Below are 16627 nucleotides of genomic sequence, written 5' to 3'. Positions count from 1 at the left end.
CACCCCACAACGCAGGAGGTGCGGGGCCTTCACAGGACCCCGCACCCCGGCGAACCTCACGTGGTCCGACGCCTCCGCGCGCCCGGACGCCGCTCCGAAGGCCGCGTCACCGGGTCCCCGGCCTCCAGCGCCGCCGCCCGCCGTCGCAGACCGAAGTCCGCCAGCGCCTCCGCGAGCTTGTGCACCGACGGCTCGGGCGAGAGCACGTCCACCCGCAGCCCGTGCTCCTCCGCGGTCTTCGCGGTCGCCGGACCGATACAGGCGATGACCGTCACGTTGTGCGGCTTCCCGGCGATCCCCACCAGGTTCCGCACGGTCGAGGACGAGGTGAACAGCACGGCATCGAAGCCGCCGCCCTTGATCGCCTCACGCGTGTCCGCCGGCGGCGGCGACGCCCGCACCGTCCGGTAGGCGGTGACGTCGTCGACCTCCCACCCGAGCTCGATGAGGCCCGCGACCAGCGTCTCCGTCGCGATGTCCGCCCGCGGCAGGAAGACGCGGTCGATCGGGTCGAAGACCGGGTCGTACGGCGGCCAGTCCTCCAGGAGCCCCGCGGCGCTCTGCTCACCGCTCGGCACCAGGTCCGGCTTCACACCGAAGTCGACGAGCGCCGCGGCGGTCTGCTCGCCCACCGCCGCGACCTTGATCCCGGCGAAGGCACGCGCGTCGAGCCCGTACTCCTCGAACTTCTCCCGCACCGCCTTCACCGCGTTGACCGACGTGAAGGCGATCCACTCGTAGCGTCCGGTCACCAGGCCCTTGACGGCCCGCTCCATCTGCTGCGGGGTCCGCGGCGGCTCGACGGCGATGGTCGGCACCTCGTGCGGCACCGCGCCGTACGAACGCAGCTGGTCGGAGAGCGACGCGGCCTGCTCCTTGGTGCGCGGCACGAGTACCCGCCAGCCGAAGAGCGGCTTGGACTCGAACCAGGCCAGCTGGTCCCGCTGCGCCGGGGCGCTGCGCTCGCCGACCACGGCTATGACCGGCCGGTGGCCCTCGGGCGAGGGGAGGATCTTCCCCTGCTTGAAGACCTGCGCGATCGTGCCGAGCGTCGCGGTCCAGGTCCGCTGCCGGGTCGTCGTGCCGCCGATGGTCACGGTGAGCGGGGTGTCCGGCTTACGGCCTGCCGCCACCAGCTCACCGGCCGCAGCCGCCACCGCGTCCAGCGAGGTGGACACGACCACGGTGCCGTCCGAGGCTCCGACCTCGGTCCAGCAGCGGTCGTCGGCGGTCCGGGCGTCGACGAAGCGCACATCGGTGCCCTGCGCGTCACGCAGCGGGACACCGGCGTACGCGGGTACGCCCACCGCCGTGGCGACACCGGGCACGACCTCGAAGGGGATGCCCTCGGCAGCGCAGGCGAGCATCTCCTGACCTGCGTTTCCGTCGAGGCCGGGGTCGCCGGTCACCGCACGGACGACCCGCTTGCCGCCCCGTGCGGCCTCCATGACAAGATTGGTGGCATCCCTCAACACGGGGACACCGGCGGTTGTTGACGCCTCGTCAACAATCGTCAGCTCAGGCGTGCTCACGCCCGCGCGCGCATGGCACCGGACGACTTCGAGCACCTCCGGCTCGGCGATCAGTACGTCCGCGCCGGCGAGGGCTTCGACGGCCCGGAGTGTCAGCAGTCCGGGGTCGCCGGGTCCGGCGCCGAGGAAGGTGACGCTCCCGTGGCCGAAGAAGGCCGTGGGCGCGGGGCTGGTGGTCGGGCTGGTGGGGCTCAAAGTGCTCGCTCCCCCATAAGACCGGCCGCACCCTTGGCGAGCATCTCGTCCGCGAGTTCGCGTCCGAGCGCCATCGCCTCGTCGTGCGACGCGGGTACGGGACCGGTGGTGGACAGCTGCACCAGCGTCGAGCCGTCGGTGGTGCCGACGACGCCGCGCAGGCGCATTTCGGTGACAATCTGCCCGCGGCCGGAATCCTCGGCCAGCAGGTCGGCCAGCGCACCCACGGGTGCGGAGCAGCCGGCCTCCAGGGCGGCGAGCAGGGAGCGCTCGGCGGTCACGGCGGCCCGGGTGTGCGGGTCGTCGTGGACGGCGAGCGCGGCGACGAGGTCGGCGTCGGACGCCAGGCACTCGATCGCCAGTGCCCCCTGGCCGGGGGCGGGCAGGACGGAGTCGACCGACAGGTGGTCGAGCGACAGGGAGCCGGTGAGCTCCGCCGTCCCGCCGATGCGGTTGAGGCCGGCCGCGGCGAGAACCACCGCGTCCAGCTCTCCGCCACGTACGTATCCGACGCGGGTGTCGATGTTCCCGCGGATCGGCACGGTCTCGATGGTCAGCCCGTGGCTGCGCGCGTACGCGTTGAGCTGCGCGGCGCGGCGCGGCGACCCGGTGCCGATCCGGGCGCCGTCGGGCAGCCGGTCCAGCGTCACCCCTTCGCGGGCGACCAGCACGTCGCGCGGGTCCTCGCGCTCCGGGATGGCGGCCAGCACCAGGTCGGGGTGCTGTGCGGTCGGCAGGTCCTTCAGGGAGTGGACGGCGAAGTCCACCTCGCCGGCCAGGAGCGCGTCGCGCAGCGCGGCGACGAACACGCCGGTGCCGCCGATCTGTGCGAGGTGCTCACGGGAGACGTCCCCGTACGTCGTGATCTCCACGAGCTCGACGGGCCGGCCTGTCGTCCGCCGGACGGCGTCGGCCACATGCCCGGACTGGGCCATGGCGAGCTTGCTGCGCCTGGTCCCGAGCCTCAGTGCCCTCTCGGTCATACTCGCCCTCGGTTCTTGACGTCGGCGTCATTCAGGTCGGCCCGGGAGACGGAGGCGACCGTCTCCGGGTCGAGGTCGAAGAGTGTCCGCAGCGCGTCGGCGTACCCGGCGCCGCCGGGCTCGCTGGCCAGCTGCTTGACCCGCACGGTGGGCGCGTGCAGGAGCTTGTCGACCACCCGGCGTACGGTCTGGGTGATCTCGGCGCGCTGCTTGTCGTCGAGGCCGGGGAGCCGGCCCTCCAGCCGTGCCACCTCGCCCGCGACGACATCGGCGGCCATGGTGCGCAGGGCGACGACGGTCGGGGTGATGTGCGCGGCGCGCTGGGCGGCGCCGAAGGCGGCCACCTCGTCGGAGACGATGGAGCGCACCTGGTCGACGTCGGCGGCCATGGGGGCGTCGGCGGAGGCCTCCGCGAGCGACTCGATGTCGACGAGCCGGACGCCCGGCGTGCGGTGGGCGGCGGCGTCGATGTCGCGCGGCATGGCGAGGTCGAGCAGGGCGAGCGGGGCCGTACGGCCCGCCATCGCGGTCTCGACCGCCTCGCCGGTCAGGACGAGTCCGGTGGCTCCGGTGCAGGAGACGACGATGTCGGCACGTGTCAGTTCGTCGCCGACGGCAACCATCTCGACCGCGCGCGCGGCCACGCCCGTACCGCCGGGCTCGGTGAGGATCTGCACCAGCCGCTCGGCACGCGCGGCCGTACGGTTGGCGATCACGATCTCGGCGACGCCGGAGCGCGCGAGGGTGGCGGCGGCCAGCGAGGACATCGAGCCGGCGCCGATCACCAGGGCCCGCTTGCCCGCGGCCCAGGCGTCGACGTCCGCACCCTGCGCGAGCTGCTCCAGGCCGAACGTGACGAGCGACTGCCCGGCCCGGTCGATCCCGGTCTCGCTGTGGGCGCGCTTGCCGACCCGCAGCGCCTGCTGGAACAGGTCGTTGAGGAGGCGGCCCGCGGTGTGCAGGTCCTGGCCGAGCGCGAGGGCGTCCTTGATCTGGCCGAGGATCTGGCCCTCGCCGACGACCATGGAGTCGAGCCCGCAGGCCACCGAGAAGAGGTGGTGGACGGCCCGGTCCTCGTAGTGCACGTAGAGATAGGGGGTGAGCTCCTCCAGCCCGACGCCGCTGTGCTGGGCGAGGAGCGTGGACAGCTCGGCGACACCGGCGTGGAACTTGTCCACGTCGGCGTAGAGCTCGATCCGGTTGCAGGTGGCCAGGACCGCGCCCTCGGCGGCCGGTTCGGCGGCGAGGGTGTCCTGCAGCAGCTTGGCCTGGGTGTCCGAGGCGAGCGAGGCCCGCTCCAGGACGCTGACCGGAGCGCTGCGGTGGCTGAGGCCGACGACGAGGAGACTCATGCCGGCATCACGGCGGGGACGTCCCCGTCGGGTCCCTTGCGGCCGGTGCCCTTGGCCGGGGTCTCGCCCGCCGAGCCGAGCGGCACGGGCGGCGCCGGTGCGGCGGCGGCCTCGGTCTCGGCCTCCTCGCCGGCCTTGCGCTGCTCGTGGAAGGCGAGGATCTGCAGCTCGATGGAGAGGTCGACCTTGCGCACGTCCACGCCGTCGGGCACGGAGAGCACGGTCGGGGCGAAGTTCAGGATCGAGGTGACGCCGGCTGCCACGAGCCGGTCGCAGACCTGCTGGGCGACGCCGGCGGGGGTCGCGATGACGCCGATCGAGACGCCGTCCTCCTCGATGATCTTCTCGAGGTCGTCGCTGTGCTGGACGGGGATCCCGGCGACCGGCTTGCCGGTCATGGCGGGGTCGGCGTCGATGAGCGCGGCGACCCGGAAGCCACGGGAGGCGAAGCCGCCGTAGCCGGCGAGCGCGGCGCCGAGGTTACCGATACCGACGATGACGACGGGCCAGTCCTGCGTCAGGCCGAGCTCACGGGAGATCTGGTAGACGAGGTACTCGACGTCGTAGCCGACACCCCGCGTGCCGTAGGAACCGAGGTAGCTGAAGTCCTTGCGCAGCTTCGCGGAGTTGACGCCCGCGGCGGCCGCGAGCTCCTCGGAGGAGACCGTGGGTACGGAGCGCTCCGACAGTGCGGTGAGCGCACGCAGATACAGCGGAAGCCGGGCGACGGTGGCCTCGGGAATTCCTCGGCTACGGGTCGCCGGTCGGTGAGTTCGGCCAGTTGCCACGGTGCTCCTGCGGGATGAGCGGGGCTGCAGGCGGCCGTGTGTCCCAAGACCGCCCCGTCGAATGCAGGCTATGTCTTTGTGAACGCGTGCACAAAGATGGTGTCCGTTTTGTCCGGCCAAAGTGACCGGGGTCACGCAACCGGTTCGCGCCAGGACGGAACCGCGGAGCGCCTCAAGCCGTTGGGAACCCGAAGAGGGCAAAACCGCACACTCTCCTCACGATCATGCCCCCGAAGCCCAACAAAACGTCCACGATGGTAACCGTCTTCGCGTCAGCCACCCAGTTCACGCCTGAGCCGCCCGGCGTCCACACGCCAGAACGTGTGCTGCTCGCCGTCGACCAGGACCACCGGAATCTGCTCCCAGTACGCCCGGTGGAGCTCCTCGTCCTGGGTGATGTCCTTCTCCTCCCAGCTCGCTCCGGTCTCGGCGCAGACCGCCTCGACCACGGCACGGGCATCGTCGCAGAGATGACAGCCCGGCTTGCCGATCAGCGTCACCGTCCGCGCGGCGGCGGGAGCGCCGGAGGTGTTCTTCTTCGCTCGTCCAAACATGCCGTCCATTCTGCGCCGCGCCGCGCCGTGCCCCCTGTCTCCAGCTTGCCCCCGATGCCCGCGTAACAGGAGAGTCGCGGAGTGTTCACGCCGCCGCAGCCCGACGCGTCGGGAACCACCGAACAGACTGGCTATGCTCACGACATGGCCGCAATGGGATGGCTCACCCCCCGTAGGCGCTCCGCCACCGCGCGCAGCGTTCTGGCAGGCGAGGCCGCCGCCGAAGCGGCGCGCAAGTCCTCGCAACAGCTCGAACTGGAACGGGAGACGGCTGCACTCGCCGAGCCCGAGAAGCCGGCCGAGCCCGAGTTCCCCGTCGTGGGCGACGCCGAGGCCGCCGCCTTCTTCGACCTCGACAACACCGTGATGCAGGGCGCCGCGATCTTCCACTTCGGCCGCGGCCTGTACAAGCGGAAGTTCTTCCAGCGCCGCGAACTGGCCCGCTTCGCCTGGCAGCAGGCCTGGTTCCGGCTCGCCGGCGTCGAGGACCCCGAGCACATGCAGGACGCCCGCGACAGCGCGCTGTCCATCGTCAAGGGCCACCGCGTCTCCGAGCTGATGTCCATCGGCGAGGAGATCTACGACGAGTACATGGCCGACCGCATCTGGCCCGGCACGCGCGCCCTCGCCCAGGCCCACCTCGACGCCGGACAGAAGGTCTGGCTCGTGACCGCCGCGCCCGTCGAGACGGCCACGATCATCGCCCGGCGCCTCGGCCTGACCGGCGCGCTCGGCACGGTCGCCGAGTCCGTCGACGGCGTCTACACCGGGAAGCTCGTCGGCGAGCCCCTGCACGGGCCCGCCAAGGCGGAGGCGGTGCGCGCCCTGGCCGCGGCCGAGGGCCTGGACCTGAACCGCTGCGCGGCGTACAGCGACTCGCACAACGACATCCCGATGCTCTCGCTGGTCGGCCATCCGTACGCCATCAACCCGGACACCAAGCTGCGCAAGCACGCGAAGGCCCGTGACTGGCGGCTGCGCGACTACCGGACGGGCCGCAAGGCCGCCAAGGTCGGCATCCCGGCCGCGGCCGGCGTCGGGGCGCTCGCGGGCGGCACGGCCGCCGCCGTCGCCCTGCACCGCCGCCGCCGCTGACCCGGCACACCCCGCACCCCGCGCACGACACGCCGGGCGCCACCGAACACACCGCAGCGCCATGGCGCACCGAGGGCGCACCACCCGCTGCCGATACGTTTCGGCTGTGATCGTCTGCGACAACGCGGGAACCGTCGCCCTCACCCTTACGTGGTCGAACACCGCCGCACAGGTCGACTCAGAGGCATTCGCGGCTCCCTACCCAGCAGCGGCCCAGATCACTCACGGCCCTGACACTCGACCACAACAGAGCGTGCACGCAGTCACACTCGGAAGCCATGTGATCAACAACCGGTCACGAAGTGCGAAGAATCCCGTCCGCAAGTAGTAACGGATGCGACGGAATCGATGATTTGAGCAACTGGGTGTAGCGCTGCCTGTACGAAGCGTTATTCTCCTCAGACGCACAACGGAACCCACACGTCGCCACGACGAGTGAACGGTCCCGCACTGCACGTGATGGAAGCTCTGCCTCTGGGAGTCCCGTGTACCCACACGTCGGGGTTGACGCCTCGGGCCTGGCTACGCTGCGCGCAACGGTCCTCGACCACTTGCGCGGCTTCGTCCCCACCGCGTACGCCGGCCCTGTCCCCGCCTTTGCCTTCGCCGCACCGGCACCCGCCGGTCCCTGCTATGCCCTCGCCGAGAGCGGTGCCGCTGTCGGCAGACGGGGCAGCCGCGGCGGCACCGGAACCTCGACCGCCGCCCGCCGCCCCACCGCCGACAGCGACAGCGCCCGCATGATGGACCTGGTCGAGCGCGCCCAGGCCGGCGAGGCCGAAGCCTTCGGCCGCCTGTACGACCAGTACAGCGACACCGTCTACCGCTACATCTACTACCGCGTCGGCGGGAAGGCGACGGCGGAGGACCTCACCAGCGAGACGTTCCTGCGCGCCCTGCGCCGGATCTCCACCTTCACCTGGCAGGGCCGCGACTTCGGCGCCTGGCTGGTCACCATCGCCCGCAACCTGGTCGCCGACCACTTCAAGTCCAGCCGCTTCCGGCTGGAGGTGACCACCGGCGAGATGCTCGACGCCAACGAGGTCGAGCGCAGCCCCGAGGACTCCGTCCTGGAGTCCCTCTCGAACGCCGCGCTGCTCGACGCCGTCCGCAGGCTCAACCCCCAGCAGCAGGAGTGCGTGACCCTGCGCTTCCTGCAGGGCCTCTCGGTCGCCGAGACGGCCCGGGTCATGGGCAAGAACGAGGGCGCGATCAAGACCCTCCAGTACCGGGCCGTGCGCACCCTCGCACGCCTGCTCCCGGACGACGCCCGCTGACCTCCGCACGCCCCCCACACGAGCCCCCCACCCACCGCGCCTGCGCCCGCGCACCCATGGCTCCGTCCCCGCACGTCCCCACCCTCGAGCCCTCCACGCCCCCCATGCCCCCGACCCCCGTCCAACTCACAGTCGGTGACGCCTCGATGACGCACTGGTCCGATCATCTTTCGCGCGTAACCCAAGTGCCGCGCCGCTCGTTGTGCGGAATGCAGGCTCCCTGTGGTCACGCCATGCCCACAGCCACTCACTCTTTCGTGTGGATGTGTTCAAGGCGTGCAACCTTCCGGACACCCCGGGGAGTCGACCGTCATGACGAGAGGAGGTGCCGCCAGTGATCGCGAACGTATCGGCGCACCGGCGGGCGAACGCCTTCGCCCAGGCCCTGGATGACCGGACGCCCGACGACGCGACGGCCGAGCAGCCCGAGGCGTCGGCCGAACCGGCGGAACAGGGGCGGCTGTTGGCCCTGGCGAACGGTCTCGGCGAGCTGCCGAGGCCGGAGATGGACCCCGAGGTCAAGGTGGTGCAACGAGCGCAGCTCGTCGCCGCCATGGAAGCGATGCTCGCGGAGGGGAGCGCAGCCGCGGGCCCTACCGTGCCGGAGCAACGGACGTCGAGCGGGCGGGGAGCCCACCGGGCCTCCCCGCTCCGGAAATTGCGCCCCCGCTCCCGCTGGTCGAAGGGCATCGCGGCAGGCGGCCTCACGGTCGGTGTGGCCGCGGGAGCTTTCAGCGGTGTGGCCGCTGCCAGCTCCGACGCCCTCCCCGGTGATTCGCTCTACGGGCTGAAGCGCGGGATGGAGGACATCAAGCGCGGCATGGCCGACGACGACTCCGAGCGGGGCGGGATCTTCCTGGACCAGGCGTCGACACGGCTCAGCGAGGCGCGCAGGCTCATGGAGCGAGGACGCGCGGGCGACCTCGACCACGAGTCCCTCAGCGAGATCCGGCGCGTCCTCGGCGGCATGAAGCACGACGCCTCCGAGGGCCACCGACTGCTGCGCCAGGCGTACGAACGGGACGGCGAGATCGGGCCGATGGCCCGGCTGAACTCCTTCGCCCAGGCCCACCGCTCCACCTGGAACGGCCTGCGCGACCGGCTGCCCGTCCAGCTCAGCGACGTCGGCAAGGAGGTGAACGACGTCTTCGTCGCCATAGACGAAGAGGTCGAGCCGCTCCAGAGCATGCTCCCCCGCACCCCGGAGAAGGGAGCCGTCGAGAGCGGCGGCGCCGGCACCCCGCAGGACACCCCGCGTACGCACACCCAGCGCCCGCCGTCCTCCCCGGCCGCCCCCTCCACGGGCGGCGAAGGCTCCACCCGGCCCCAGCCCTCGGGCTCCGGCTCGGGCACGGGCTCCCCACAGGACGACGGCCTGCTCGGCGGGAACACGGGCGGACTGCTCGACAACCCGCCGACCGGGACGCTCCCCACGCCGTCCGGCAGCCACACGACACCCGACATGCCGGATGTCACGCTGCCGCCGCTGCTGCCGGGCCTGCTCCCCGGTCTCGGCATCGACAGCGAGGACGCCCCCTAGCCGGTACGTGTGTGGGGCGCCCCCTCTCCGGAGGGGGCGCCCCACACACGTACGGCCGGAAGATCAGAAGAACACGGACCTGCGCTGCACCAGCAGCTTGTACAGCGTGTGCTGGATCTGCTCGCGGACCTGGTCCGTCAGGTTGAACATCAGCATCGGGTCCTCCGCCGCCTCCGGCGGATAGCCGTCCGTCGGAATCGGCTCACCGAACTGGATCGTCCACTTCGTCGGCAGCGGCACCGCGCCGAGCGGCCCCAGCCAGGGGAACGTCGGCGTGATCGGGAAGTACGGGAAGCCCAGCACCCGCGCCAGCGTCTTCGCGTTGCCGAGCATCGGATAGATCTCCTCCGCCCCCACGATCGAACACGGCACGATCGGCACCCCGGCCTGCAGCGCCGTCGAGACGAACCCGCCCCGGCCGAAACGCTGCAGCTTGTACCGCTCACTGAAGGGCTTCCCGATGCCCTTGAAGCCCTCCGGCATCACGCCCACGATCTCGCCGGACCGCAGCAGCCGCTCCGCGTCCTCCGCACACGCCAGCGTGTGCCCGGCCTTACGGGCGAGCTCGTTTATCACCGGCAGCATGAAGACCAGGTCCGCCGCGAGCAGCCGCAGATGACGGCCCGCCGGATGGTGGTCGTGCACGGCGACCTGCATCATCAGACCGTCCAGCGGCAGCGTCCCCGAGTGGTTCGCCACCACCAGGGCACCACCCTCGGCGGGGATGTTCTCCACGCCCTTCACATCCACGCGGAAGTACTTCTCCGCGAGCGGCCGCACCAGCGACATCAGGACCTGGTCGGTGAGCTCCTTGTCGTAACCGAACTCGTCGACCTCGTACTCACCGGTCACGCGCCGCCGTAGGAACGACAGCCCACCCGCGAGCCGCCGCTCCCACCCGCTCCGAGGCCCCTCGGCACCCGAAGCGCCGTCCGGCCGGTCCGCGGCGCCGTCCGGGCCGGTACCGGAGGCCTCCACGGCCTCCGCGCTCTTCGCGGCCTCCACCGGCACGGCGGGCCACGGAGCCTCCTCGGGCCCCTGCTGCGTCGGCAGAGCCCGTACGGCGGCGTCCCTGGCCGCCCTGCCGGGCCGCCGGCGCGACCGTGAACGGTCGTCGTCGAACGGAATGACCTTGGCGTCCGCCATCGTTACCTGGGCTCCTTCTGATCCAGCCGGGCCGCGACCCGGTCCACGGCCCCCGCGAGCGTCTCCGGCGGCAACAGCCCCGGCCCTCGGCTGCGGACGAAGTCCGCGAAGGTCTCCGCCGTCGTGAACCGAGGGGTGAAGCCGAGGGTCTCGCGCATCTGGACCGTGGAGACCACCCGGCCATGGGTGAGGAGCCGGATCTGCTCGGGCGAGAAGTCGGTCACCCCGACCGTGCGCAGCGCCGAGCCCACCCAGGTGACCGCGGGCAGCAGCACCGGCACCGTCGGACGCCCCAGCCGCCGCGCGCACTGCGACAGCAGCAGCACACCGTCACCCGCCACATTGAACGTGCCGCTGTTCAGCGTCGCCCGGCGCGGCTCGCCGGAGGCGAGCTCCAGGACGTCGACGACGTCGTCCTCATGGACGAACTGCAGCCTCGGGTCGTAGCCGAAGACGGTCGGCATGACCGGCAGGGACAGATACTCGGCGAGCGGGGAGTCCACCCGCGGCCCGAGGATGTTCGCGAACCGCAGCACACAGACGGCCACGTCCGGGCGGCGCCGCGCGAAGCCCCGTACGTACCCCTCGACCTCGACGGCGTCCTTGGCGAAACCACCGCTCGGCAGCGACTTCGGCGGCGTCGTCTCGGTGAAGACGGCCGGGTCGCGGGGCGCGGAGCCGTAGACACTCGTACTGGACTTGATCACGAGTCGTCGGATCCGCGGAGACTTCTGGCAGGCACCCAGCAGCTGCATGGTGCCGATGACGTTGGTCTCCTTGGTGGACGCACGGCCGCCGGCGCCCAGCGCGATACCGGTGACGTCCATGTGGACGACCGTGTCCACCTCGTGCTCGGCGAGCACCTTGGCGATGGCGGGCTGGCGGATGTCCGCCCGTACGAAATCGGCTCCGCCGAGGTCGTGTGCCGGTGGAACGGCGTCCACGGCGACCACTCTGTCCACCTCGGGGTCCCGCTGGAGACGCCGTACGAATCGGCCTCCGAGATGCCGGGCCGCACCGGTGACGAGCACGACCTTGCCCAAGATCAGCGCCTTCCGTCGCTCTCGGCCCCGGGTTCTCCCGCAGGGCCCTGTGCGCCACCGTAGCGCCTCGTTGTTGCGCTGCGATGACCGCCGTGGGCAACAGGGTGGAACCGGCCGAAAAAAACGTGGCCCCTCACCGATTTCGGTGAAGGGCCACGCTTCGACGCACAAACAGCCGTCGTTACAGCCGTCGCTTACTTCTTGTTGCGACGCTGAACGCGGGTGCGCTTGAGCAGCTTGCGGTGCTTCTTCTTGGCCATCCGCTTGCGCCGCTTCTTGATAACAGAGCCCACGACTACCCTCGCTCACTTCTTCTCACTCGGTGCGGGGCGTCTGGGCCCACACGACCTACGTCGGCCTAGCCTACCGGCCAGAGCGCCGCAGTTGTAATCCGAGGGGTACGGGGACCCTCGACTAGGCCGTCTCCACCCCCACGAAGGACTCCCTGAGGTACTCGTGAACCGCCTGTTCCGGGACCCGGAAGGACCTGCCCACCCGGATCGCCGGCAGATGACCGCTGTGCACCAAGCGGTACACGGTCATCTTCGACACTCGCATCACCGAGGCGACTTCCGCCACGGTAAGAAACTTGACCTCGTTCAGAGGCCGATCGCCAGCAGCCATGACCCACCTGTACCTTCCGCACACGACGCCCACCGGCTTCCCCTCCGGTGACCCTGCGTCGCTGTGCGCTCACGCTCCAGACTAGGGGCGTGTGGTACGAGTGGGGAAGAGGAGCAGCCATCGGCCGTTTACCGTGACAGACACGCTCGATTGAGTACATAGCGAGTAAGCGGGCGGTAGTAATCGGACCGCACCCCGTCATCAAGCGGAACTGCTACGGAGACCTGCCCCTCCGCCTCCCCGACGAACAGCGCGGGATCGTCCGTATCAGCCAGACCTATGGCCTCGATACCCAGCTGACCTGCACCGCAGACCCATCCGTGGTCCCCCACGACAAGTTCCGGAAGTGGCCAGCCCTCCTCCACGACCCCCTCCAGAGCGGCCCTGACCGGTAGCGGCGAATGGGTGTGCGCCCCCGTCTCACGCCCGGTTCCCGGCAGACCCGGTTCTCGCACCAGCGCGACACCCCGCGCGTAGTCGAGGACGTACGTGCGTAGACCGAACCGGGTCGTTATGTCGACACATCGCCCCTGCGCGGGTGTGAGAACAAGACATCCCGCCGCCGACAAAGCGTCTGCGAGCGCTCCGTAGAAGCCGAGCAGCCGATGCGGATGACCGGTCCCGAACAGCACGGGGGCCCGTCGGCCGGCCGCCTCACCGAGCCGCTGGGCGAACGCGTCCAGCGCGCCCAACGTCCGTTCCGGGTCGATGACATCGGGACCCGAGCGGTGCGCCGGATCCCGCGACACCCCGCACTTGTCCGCCATCAGCCGCAGCAAGTCTCCCTCGCCCCAGCCCCATTCGGGGTCGAGGCCCAGCATCACCCGCGGATCCCGCGCCGCGAAGAGCCGGTAACTCCGCAGACTCTCCTCACGCGAGGTCGCCACGGTCCCAGCCAACCCCGCCGCCAACAGATGCGCCCGCAGCGCCCCGGTACTCAGCACCCTCTCGATGCTGCCCGAGCGAAGGTGACGAGGGGCCAGAACCCGGGCGACACCGCACAGTCGGCGTAACAACCCGCCCCGTCTCCACGCAACTTCAGCGCACCTTCAGCTCTCTCCGGATGCCCGCGGGAGTACGTCTACGCGAGCAGCCCACGGAGCGGGAACGCCGACCGCCGCGTCGCGAGCACCGCCTGATCGAGCCGGTCCGCCGGGTCGTACCCCTGCTCCCACTCCCGCCACTCCACCGGCCACCGCCCGTCCGTCATCCGGATCGGCCCCGGCTGCCGCGTCCGTGCGTAGACCAGGTCACGCCACGACGAAGGGATCACCGACTCGGGCTCGATCTCCGCGTGCGCGGCGATCCCCACCAGATGTGTCCACGACCGCGGCACGACATCCACCACCGCGTAGCCGCCACCACCCAGCGCGACCCACTTCCCGCCGTCCACGTGCGCGTGCGCGAGCTCATGGCAGGCCACCTGCACGGCCCGCTGCGCGTCCAGCGACACCGCCAGATGCGCCAGCGGATCCTCGAAATGCGTATCGGCACCGTGCTGCGTCACCAGGACCTGCGGCCGGAAGTCCGCGATCAGCTCGGGCACGACCGCGTGGAACGCCCGCAGCCACCCGGCGTCCCCGGTTCCCGCCGGCAGCGCCACGTTCACCGCGGACCCCTCGGCGGAACCCGACGCACCCGTCTCCTCCGGCCACCCCGTCTGCGGGAACAGCGTCCGCGGGTGCTCGTGCAGCGAGATCGTCAGAACCCGCGGATCCTCCCAGAACGCCGCCTGCACCCCGTCACCGTGGTGGACGTCCACATCCACGTACGCGACCCGCTCCGCACCCAGCTCCAGAAGGCGCGCGATCGCCAGCGAGGCGTCGTTGTAGATGCAGAACCCCGACGCCGCACCCGGCATCGCGTGATGCAGCCCGCCCGCGAAGTTCACCGCGTGCGCCGCCTCACCACGCCACACCGCCTCCGCCGCCCCGACCGACTGCCCGGCGATCAGCGCCGACGCCTCATGCATCCCCGCGAACGCCGGATCGTCGACCGTCCCCAGACCGTACGCCTGGTCCGCGTGACGCGGATCGGCCGAAGCCGCCCGCACGGCCGCCACATAGTCCTCGCGGTGCACCAGACGCAGCGTCGAGTCACCGGCCGGCCTCGCCGCCACCACGTCCACGGCACGGTCGAGCTCGTACGCCCGCACCAACCCCATGGTCAGCGCGAGCCGTACCGGATCCATCGGATGCTCGGACCCGAAGTCGTACTGCGTGACAGCTTCATCCCACATCAACAGTGCGCGGCCGCTCATGCCCGCCACCGTATCGGGCCGCTCGAGAACCGAACGACGTGGCGTACACCACCGTCACCAGGACCAGCACCATCGGCACGAGCATCGCCCCCCGATAGCTCCAGGCGTCCCCGAGGGCCCCCACCAACGGGGACCCGATCAGGAACCCGACGTAGTTGAAGACGTTCAGCCGCGCGACCGCCGCGTCGCTCGCCCCAGGGAAGAGCCGCCCGGCGGCCGCGAACGTCTGCGGCACGACCACGCTCAGCCCGAGCCCCAGGACGGTGAACCCGGCCATCCCCGCCCAGGCCCCCGGCGCCACCGCGACCAGCGCGAACCCGAGCGCGGCGAGGACCGCACCGCACCGCACGACGGCGGCCGCACCCAGCCGCCGCACCCCGAAGTCGCCCACCGCACGCCCCAGAAGCGTGGTGACCATATAGGCGTTGTACGGCACGGTCGCCAGCTCCTCCGAACTGCCGAGCACGTCCTGGAGGTACTTGGCACTCCAGTTGGAGACCGTCGAGTCCCCGATGTACGCGAAGGTCATCACGAGACAGAGCGGCAGCAGGAGCGCGAAGGAGACCCCGGCCCCACCCGCCCGGACCTCCTCGGCCCCGGCCTCGGCCTCGGACGGCTTCACCCCCGGCGTGTACCAGCGGCTCGCCACGAGAGCCGCCGGCAGCAGCACACCGACGACGGGCAGATAGGACACGAACAGCGGCAGATGCCAGTGCGCCCCGGCCCAGGCCAGCGAGGCCCCGGCGATCCCGCCGAGGCTGTACGCGGCGTGGAACCCGAGCATGATGGACCGCCCGTACGCCCGCTGGAGGCTCACCCCGAGCATGTTCATGGACGCGTCCAGCGCACCGACCGCGAGCCCGAAGACCCCGAGGGCGACGGCGACCTGCCACAGTCGCGTACCCGCGCCGACGGCCAGCAGCGCCAGCAGGACGACCGGCTGCGCCCACCGCAGCACCGCCCCCGGCCCCACCCGGGCCACCACCTTCTCCGTGGCCACACTGGACACACCGGCGAGGATGGGCACAGCGGCCAGGAAGACGGGCAGCAGCCCGTCGGAGATGCCGTACCGGTCCTGGATGGCCGGTATTCGGGTCACAAGGAGCGCGAACGTCACTCCCTGCACGAAGAAACTGACCGCCAGGGATCCCCGCCCACGCCGCAACCGCGCATCCGTCATGGCGGCACAGCGTAGGACCCGGGCCTACCCATGGGTAGATGGATCACAGACCCAAAATCGCCGGCAGCTCGTCCATGCTCCGGAAGAACCCGGTGGCTCCGGCGAGCTTCTCCTCGGGCGTCATCGCAGCGAACGCGTACACGTCCATCCCGGCGGCCAGCGCCGCCTGGACCCCGAGCCGGCTGTCCTCGACGACCACACACAGCTCGGGCGCGACCCCCATCCGAGCAGCGGCGTGAAGGAACAGGTCGGGCTCCGGCTTGCCCCTGCCGACGTCCTCGGCGCTGAAGATGTTCTCGTCCCGGAACCAGGCGTCGAGCCCGGTCTTGCGATGCCCGACGCGAATCCGCTCATGGGATCCGGAGGAGGCCAGACAGTACGGAACCTCGCCGTCGACGAGCTGCTTCAGCACCTCGGTGATCCCGGCAACGGCCTCCAACTCCCTCTCGAAGGCGGCGAACGTACGCGCGTGCAAGGTCTCGTCGAAGTCCAGGGGCAGCCGTCGGCCGGTCCGCTCCCCGATCAGATCGTGGACGCGATGCACGGCGGAGCCCATGTAGTCCCGCAGGGAGTCCTCGTACGAGGTGGGGTGCCCGAGCTCGGTGAGGTAGCCGGCCAGGATGGTGTTGGCGAGGGGCTCACTGTCGACGAGGACACCGTCGTTGTCGAAGACGATCAGGTCATAGCGCATGCCCACACGATAATCGGGGGTGAACGCAGAAAAGCCCCGCACCATAAGGTGCGGGGCTTTCCCACAATGATTGTTCGGCGGCGTCCTACTCTCCCACAGGGTCCCCCCTGCAGTACCATCGGCGCTGAAAGGCTTAGCTTCCGGGTTCGGAATGTAACCGGGCGTTTCCCTAACGCTATGACCACCGAAACACTATGAAGTTGAACCGCCGCACCACCCATAGGGGGGGGCGTGTTCGTTACTTCAGAACTAACACAGTGGACGCGAGCAACTGAGGACAAGCCCTCGGCCTATTAGTACCGGTCAGCTCCACCCATTACTGGGCTTCCACATCCGGCCTATCAACCCAGTCGTCTACTGGGAGCCT

At 70.7% G+C, this 16627-nt stretch carries 16 protein-coding genes and 2 rRNA genes; 3 read left to right on the top strand and 15 right to left on the bottom strand.

From position 1 onward, the window contains the following. Window positions 1-56: 56 nt before the first annotated feature. The 5 genes from ACFVGW_RS18400 to ACFVGW_RS18380 form a co-directional block, all read right to left on the bottom strand. A complete protein-coding gene (locus tag ACFVGW_RS18400) occupies window positions 57-1727 on the bottom strand; it encodes a uroporphyrinogen-III synthase (RefSeq protein WP_352187037.1) in 1671 nt (556 codons plus the stop codon). Next, window positions 1724-2710: a hydroxymethylbilane synthase gene (gene hemC, locus ACFVGW_RS18395; RefSeq protein WP_385852709.1), complete on the bottom strand. Its 987-nt coding sequence runs from the start codon at window positions 2708-2710 to the stop codon at window positions 1724-1726. Before hemC ends, ACFVGW_RS18400 begins: the two co-directional genes overlap by 4 nt. Beyond that, complete coding sequence (locus tag ACFVGW_RS18390) at window positions 2707-4062, bottom strand: glutamyl-tRNA reductase (RefSeq protein ID WP_352187035.1); 1356 nt, start codon at window positions 4060-4062, stop codon at window positions 2707-2709. The genes hemC and ACFVGW_RS18390 overlap by 4 nt, the downstream gene beginning before the upstream one ends. Continuing rightward, the gene (locus ACFVGW_RS18385; RefSeq protein WP_352187034.1) at window positions 4059-4850 is read right to left on the bottom strand and encodes a redox-sensing transcriptional repressor Rex; all 792 of its coding nucleotides are present in this window, start codon (window positions 4848-4850) and stop codon (window positions 4059-4061) included. Before ACFVGW_RS18385 ends, ACFVGW_RS18390 begins: the two co-directional genes overlap by 4 nt. A gap of 272 nt (window positions 4851-5122) precedes the next feature. Beyond that, window positions 5123-5413 (bottom strand): glutaredoxin family protein, encoded by a 291-nt coding sequence (locus tag ACFVGW_RS18380; RefSeq protein WP_383222614.1) that lies wholly within the window; start codon window positions 5411-5413, stop codon window positions 5123-5125. Window positions 5414-5548: 135 nt separating this feature from the next. Here ACFVGW_RS18380 and ACFVGW_RS18375 point away from each other — a divergent pair, with 135 nt between their 5' ends. From ACFVGW_RS18375 to ACFVGW_RS18365, 3 genes are all read left to right on the top strand, one after another. Then, window positions 5549-6499, top strand: a complete 951-nt coding sequence (locus ACFVGW_RS18375) for an HAD family hydrolase (protein ID WP_385852708.1) — start codon at window positions 5549-5551, stop codon at window positions 6497-6499. A 485-nt stretch (window positions 6500-6984) separates the two neighbouring features. After that, window positions 6985-7776 carry an ECF subfamily RNA polymerase sigma factor, BldN family gene (locus tag ACFVGW_RS18370; protein WP_137988687.1) on the top strand — a complete coding sequence of 264 codons (792 nt, stop codon included), beginning with the start codon at window positions 6985-6987 and terminating at the stop codon, window positions 7774-7776. A 334-nt stretch (window positions 7777-8110) separates the two neighbouring features. Further along, window positions 8111-9316, top strand: a complete 1206-nt coding sequence (locus ACFVGW_RS18365; protein ID WP_352187031.1) for a DUF5667 domain-containing protein — start codon at window positions 8111-8113, stop codon at window positions 9314-9316. A 63-nt stretch (window positions 9317-9379) separates the two neighbouring features. Here the strand turns inward: ACFVGW_RS18365 and ACFVGW_RS18360 are convergent, their stop codons facing one another. The 10 genes from ACFVGW_RS18360 to ACFVGW_RS18315 all read right to left on the bottom strand — a co-directional run. Then, window positions 9380-10462, bottom strand: a complete 1083-nt coding sequence (locus ACFVGW_RS18360; protein ID WP_385852707.1) for a lysophospholipid acyltransferase family protein — start codon at window positions 10460-10462, stop codon at window positions 9380-9382. Window positions 10463-10464: 2 nt separating this feature from the next. Next, on the bottom strand, window positions 10465-11505 hold the full coding sequence (locus ACFVGW_RS18355) for an NAD-dependent epimerase/dehydratase family protein (protein WP_383222606.1): 1041 nt from the start codon (window positions 11503-11505) through the stop codon (window positions 10465-10467). Between the two features lie 194 nt (window positions 11506-11699). After that, complete coding sequence (locus ACFVGW_RS18350; protein WP_003948845.1) at window positions 11700-11798, bottom strand: 30S ribosomal protein bS22; 99 nt, start codon at window positions 11796-11798, stop codon at window positions 11700-11702. A gap of 121 nt (window positions 11799-11919) precedes the next feature. After that, on the bottom strand, window positions 11920-12129 hold the full coding sequence (locus tag ACFVGW_RS18345; RefSeq protein WP_158988220.1) for a helix-turn-helix domain-containing protein: 210 nt from the start codon (window positions 12127-12129) through the stop codon (window positions 11920-11922). A gap of 128 nt (window positions 12130-12257) precedes the next feature. Beyond that, window positions 12258-13073 (bottom strand): phosphatase, encoded by an 816-nt coding sequence (locus tag ACFVGW_RS18340; protein ID WP_383222604.1) that lies wholly within the window; start codon window positions 13071-13073, stop codon window positions 12258-12260. A 137-nt stretch (window positions 13074-13210) separates the two neighbouring features. Then, window positions 13211-14389 carry an acetoin utilization protein AcuC gene (locus ACFVGW_RS18335; RefSeq protein ID WP_385852706.1) on the bottom strand — a complete coding sequence of 393 codons (1179 nt, stop codon included), beginning with the start codon at window positions 14387-14389 and terminating at the stop codon, window positions 13211-13213. Continuing rightward, window positions 14358-15569: an MFS transporter gene (locus tag ACFVGW_RS18330; protein WP_385852705.1), complete on the bottom strand. Its 1212-nt coding sequence runs from the start codon at window positions 15567-15569 to the stop codon at window positions 14358-14360. The genes ACFVGW_RS18335 and ACFVGW_RS18330 overlap by 32 nt, the downstream gene beginning before the upstream one ends. Window positions 15570-15612: 43 nt before the next feature. Further along, on the bottom strand, window positions 15613-16260 hold the full coding sequence (locus tag ACFVGW_RS18325; RefSeq protein ID WP_385852704.1) for an HAD family hydrolase: 648 nt from the start codon (window positions 16258-16260) through the stop codon (window positions 15613-15615). Between the two features lie 72 nt (window positions 16261-16332). Next, window positions 16333-16449: ribosomal RNA gene (rrf, locus tag ACFVGW_RS18320) — 5S ribosomal RNA — on the bottom strand. Between the two features lie 84 nt (window positions 16450-16533). After that, window positions 16534-16627 (bottom strand): 23S ribosomal RNA (locus tag ACFVGW_RS18315); the annotation flags it as partial.

The sequence above is a fragment of the Streptomyces sp. NPDC127129 genome, from assembly GCF_042671585.1.
In the GTDB taxonomy this organism is placed as follows: Bacteria; Actinomycetota; Actinomycetes; order Streptomycetales; family Streptomycetaceae; genus Streptomyces.
This window is presented reverse-complemented; position numbering and strand designations above follow the sequence as displayed.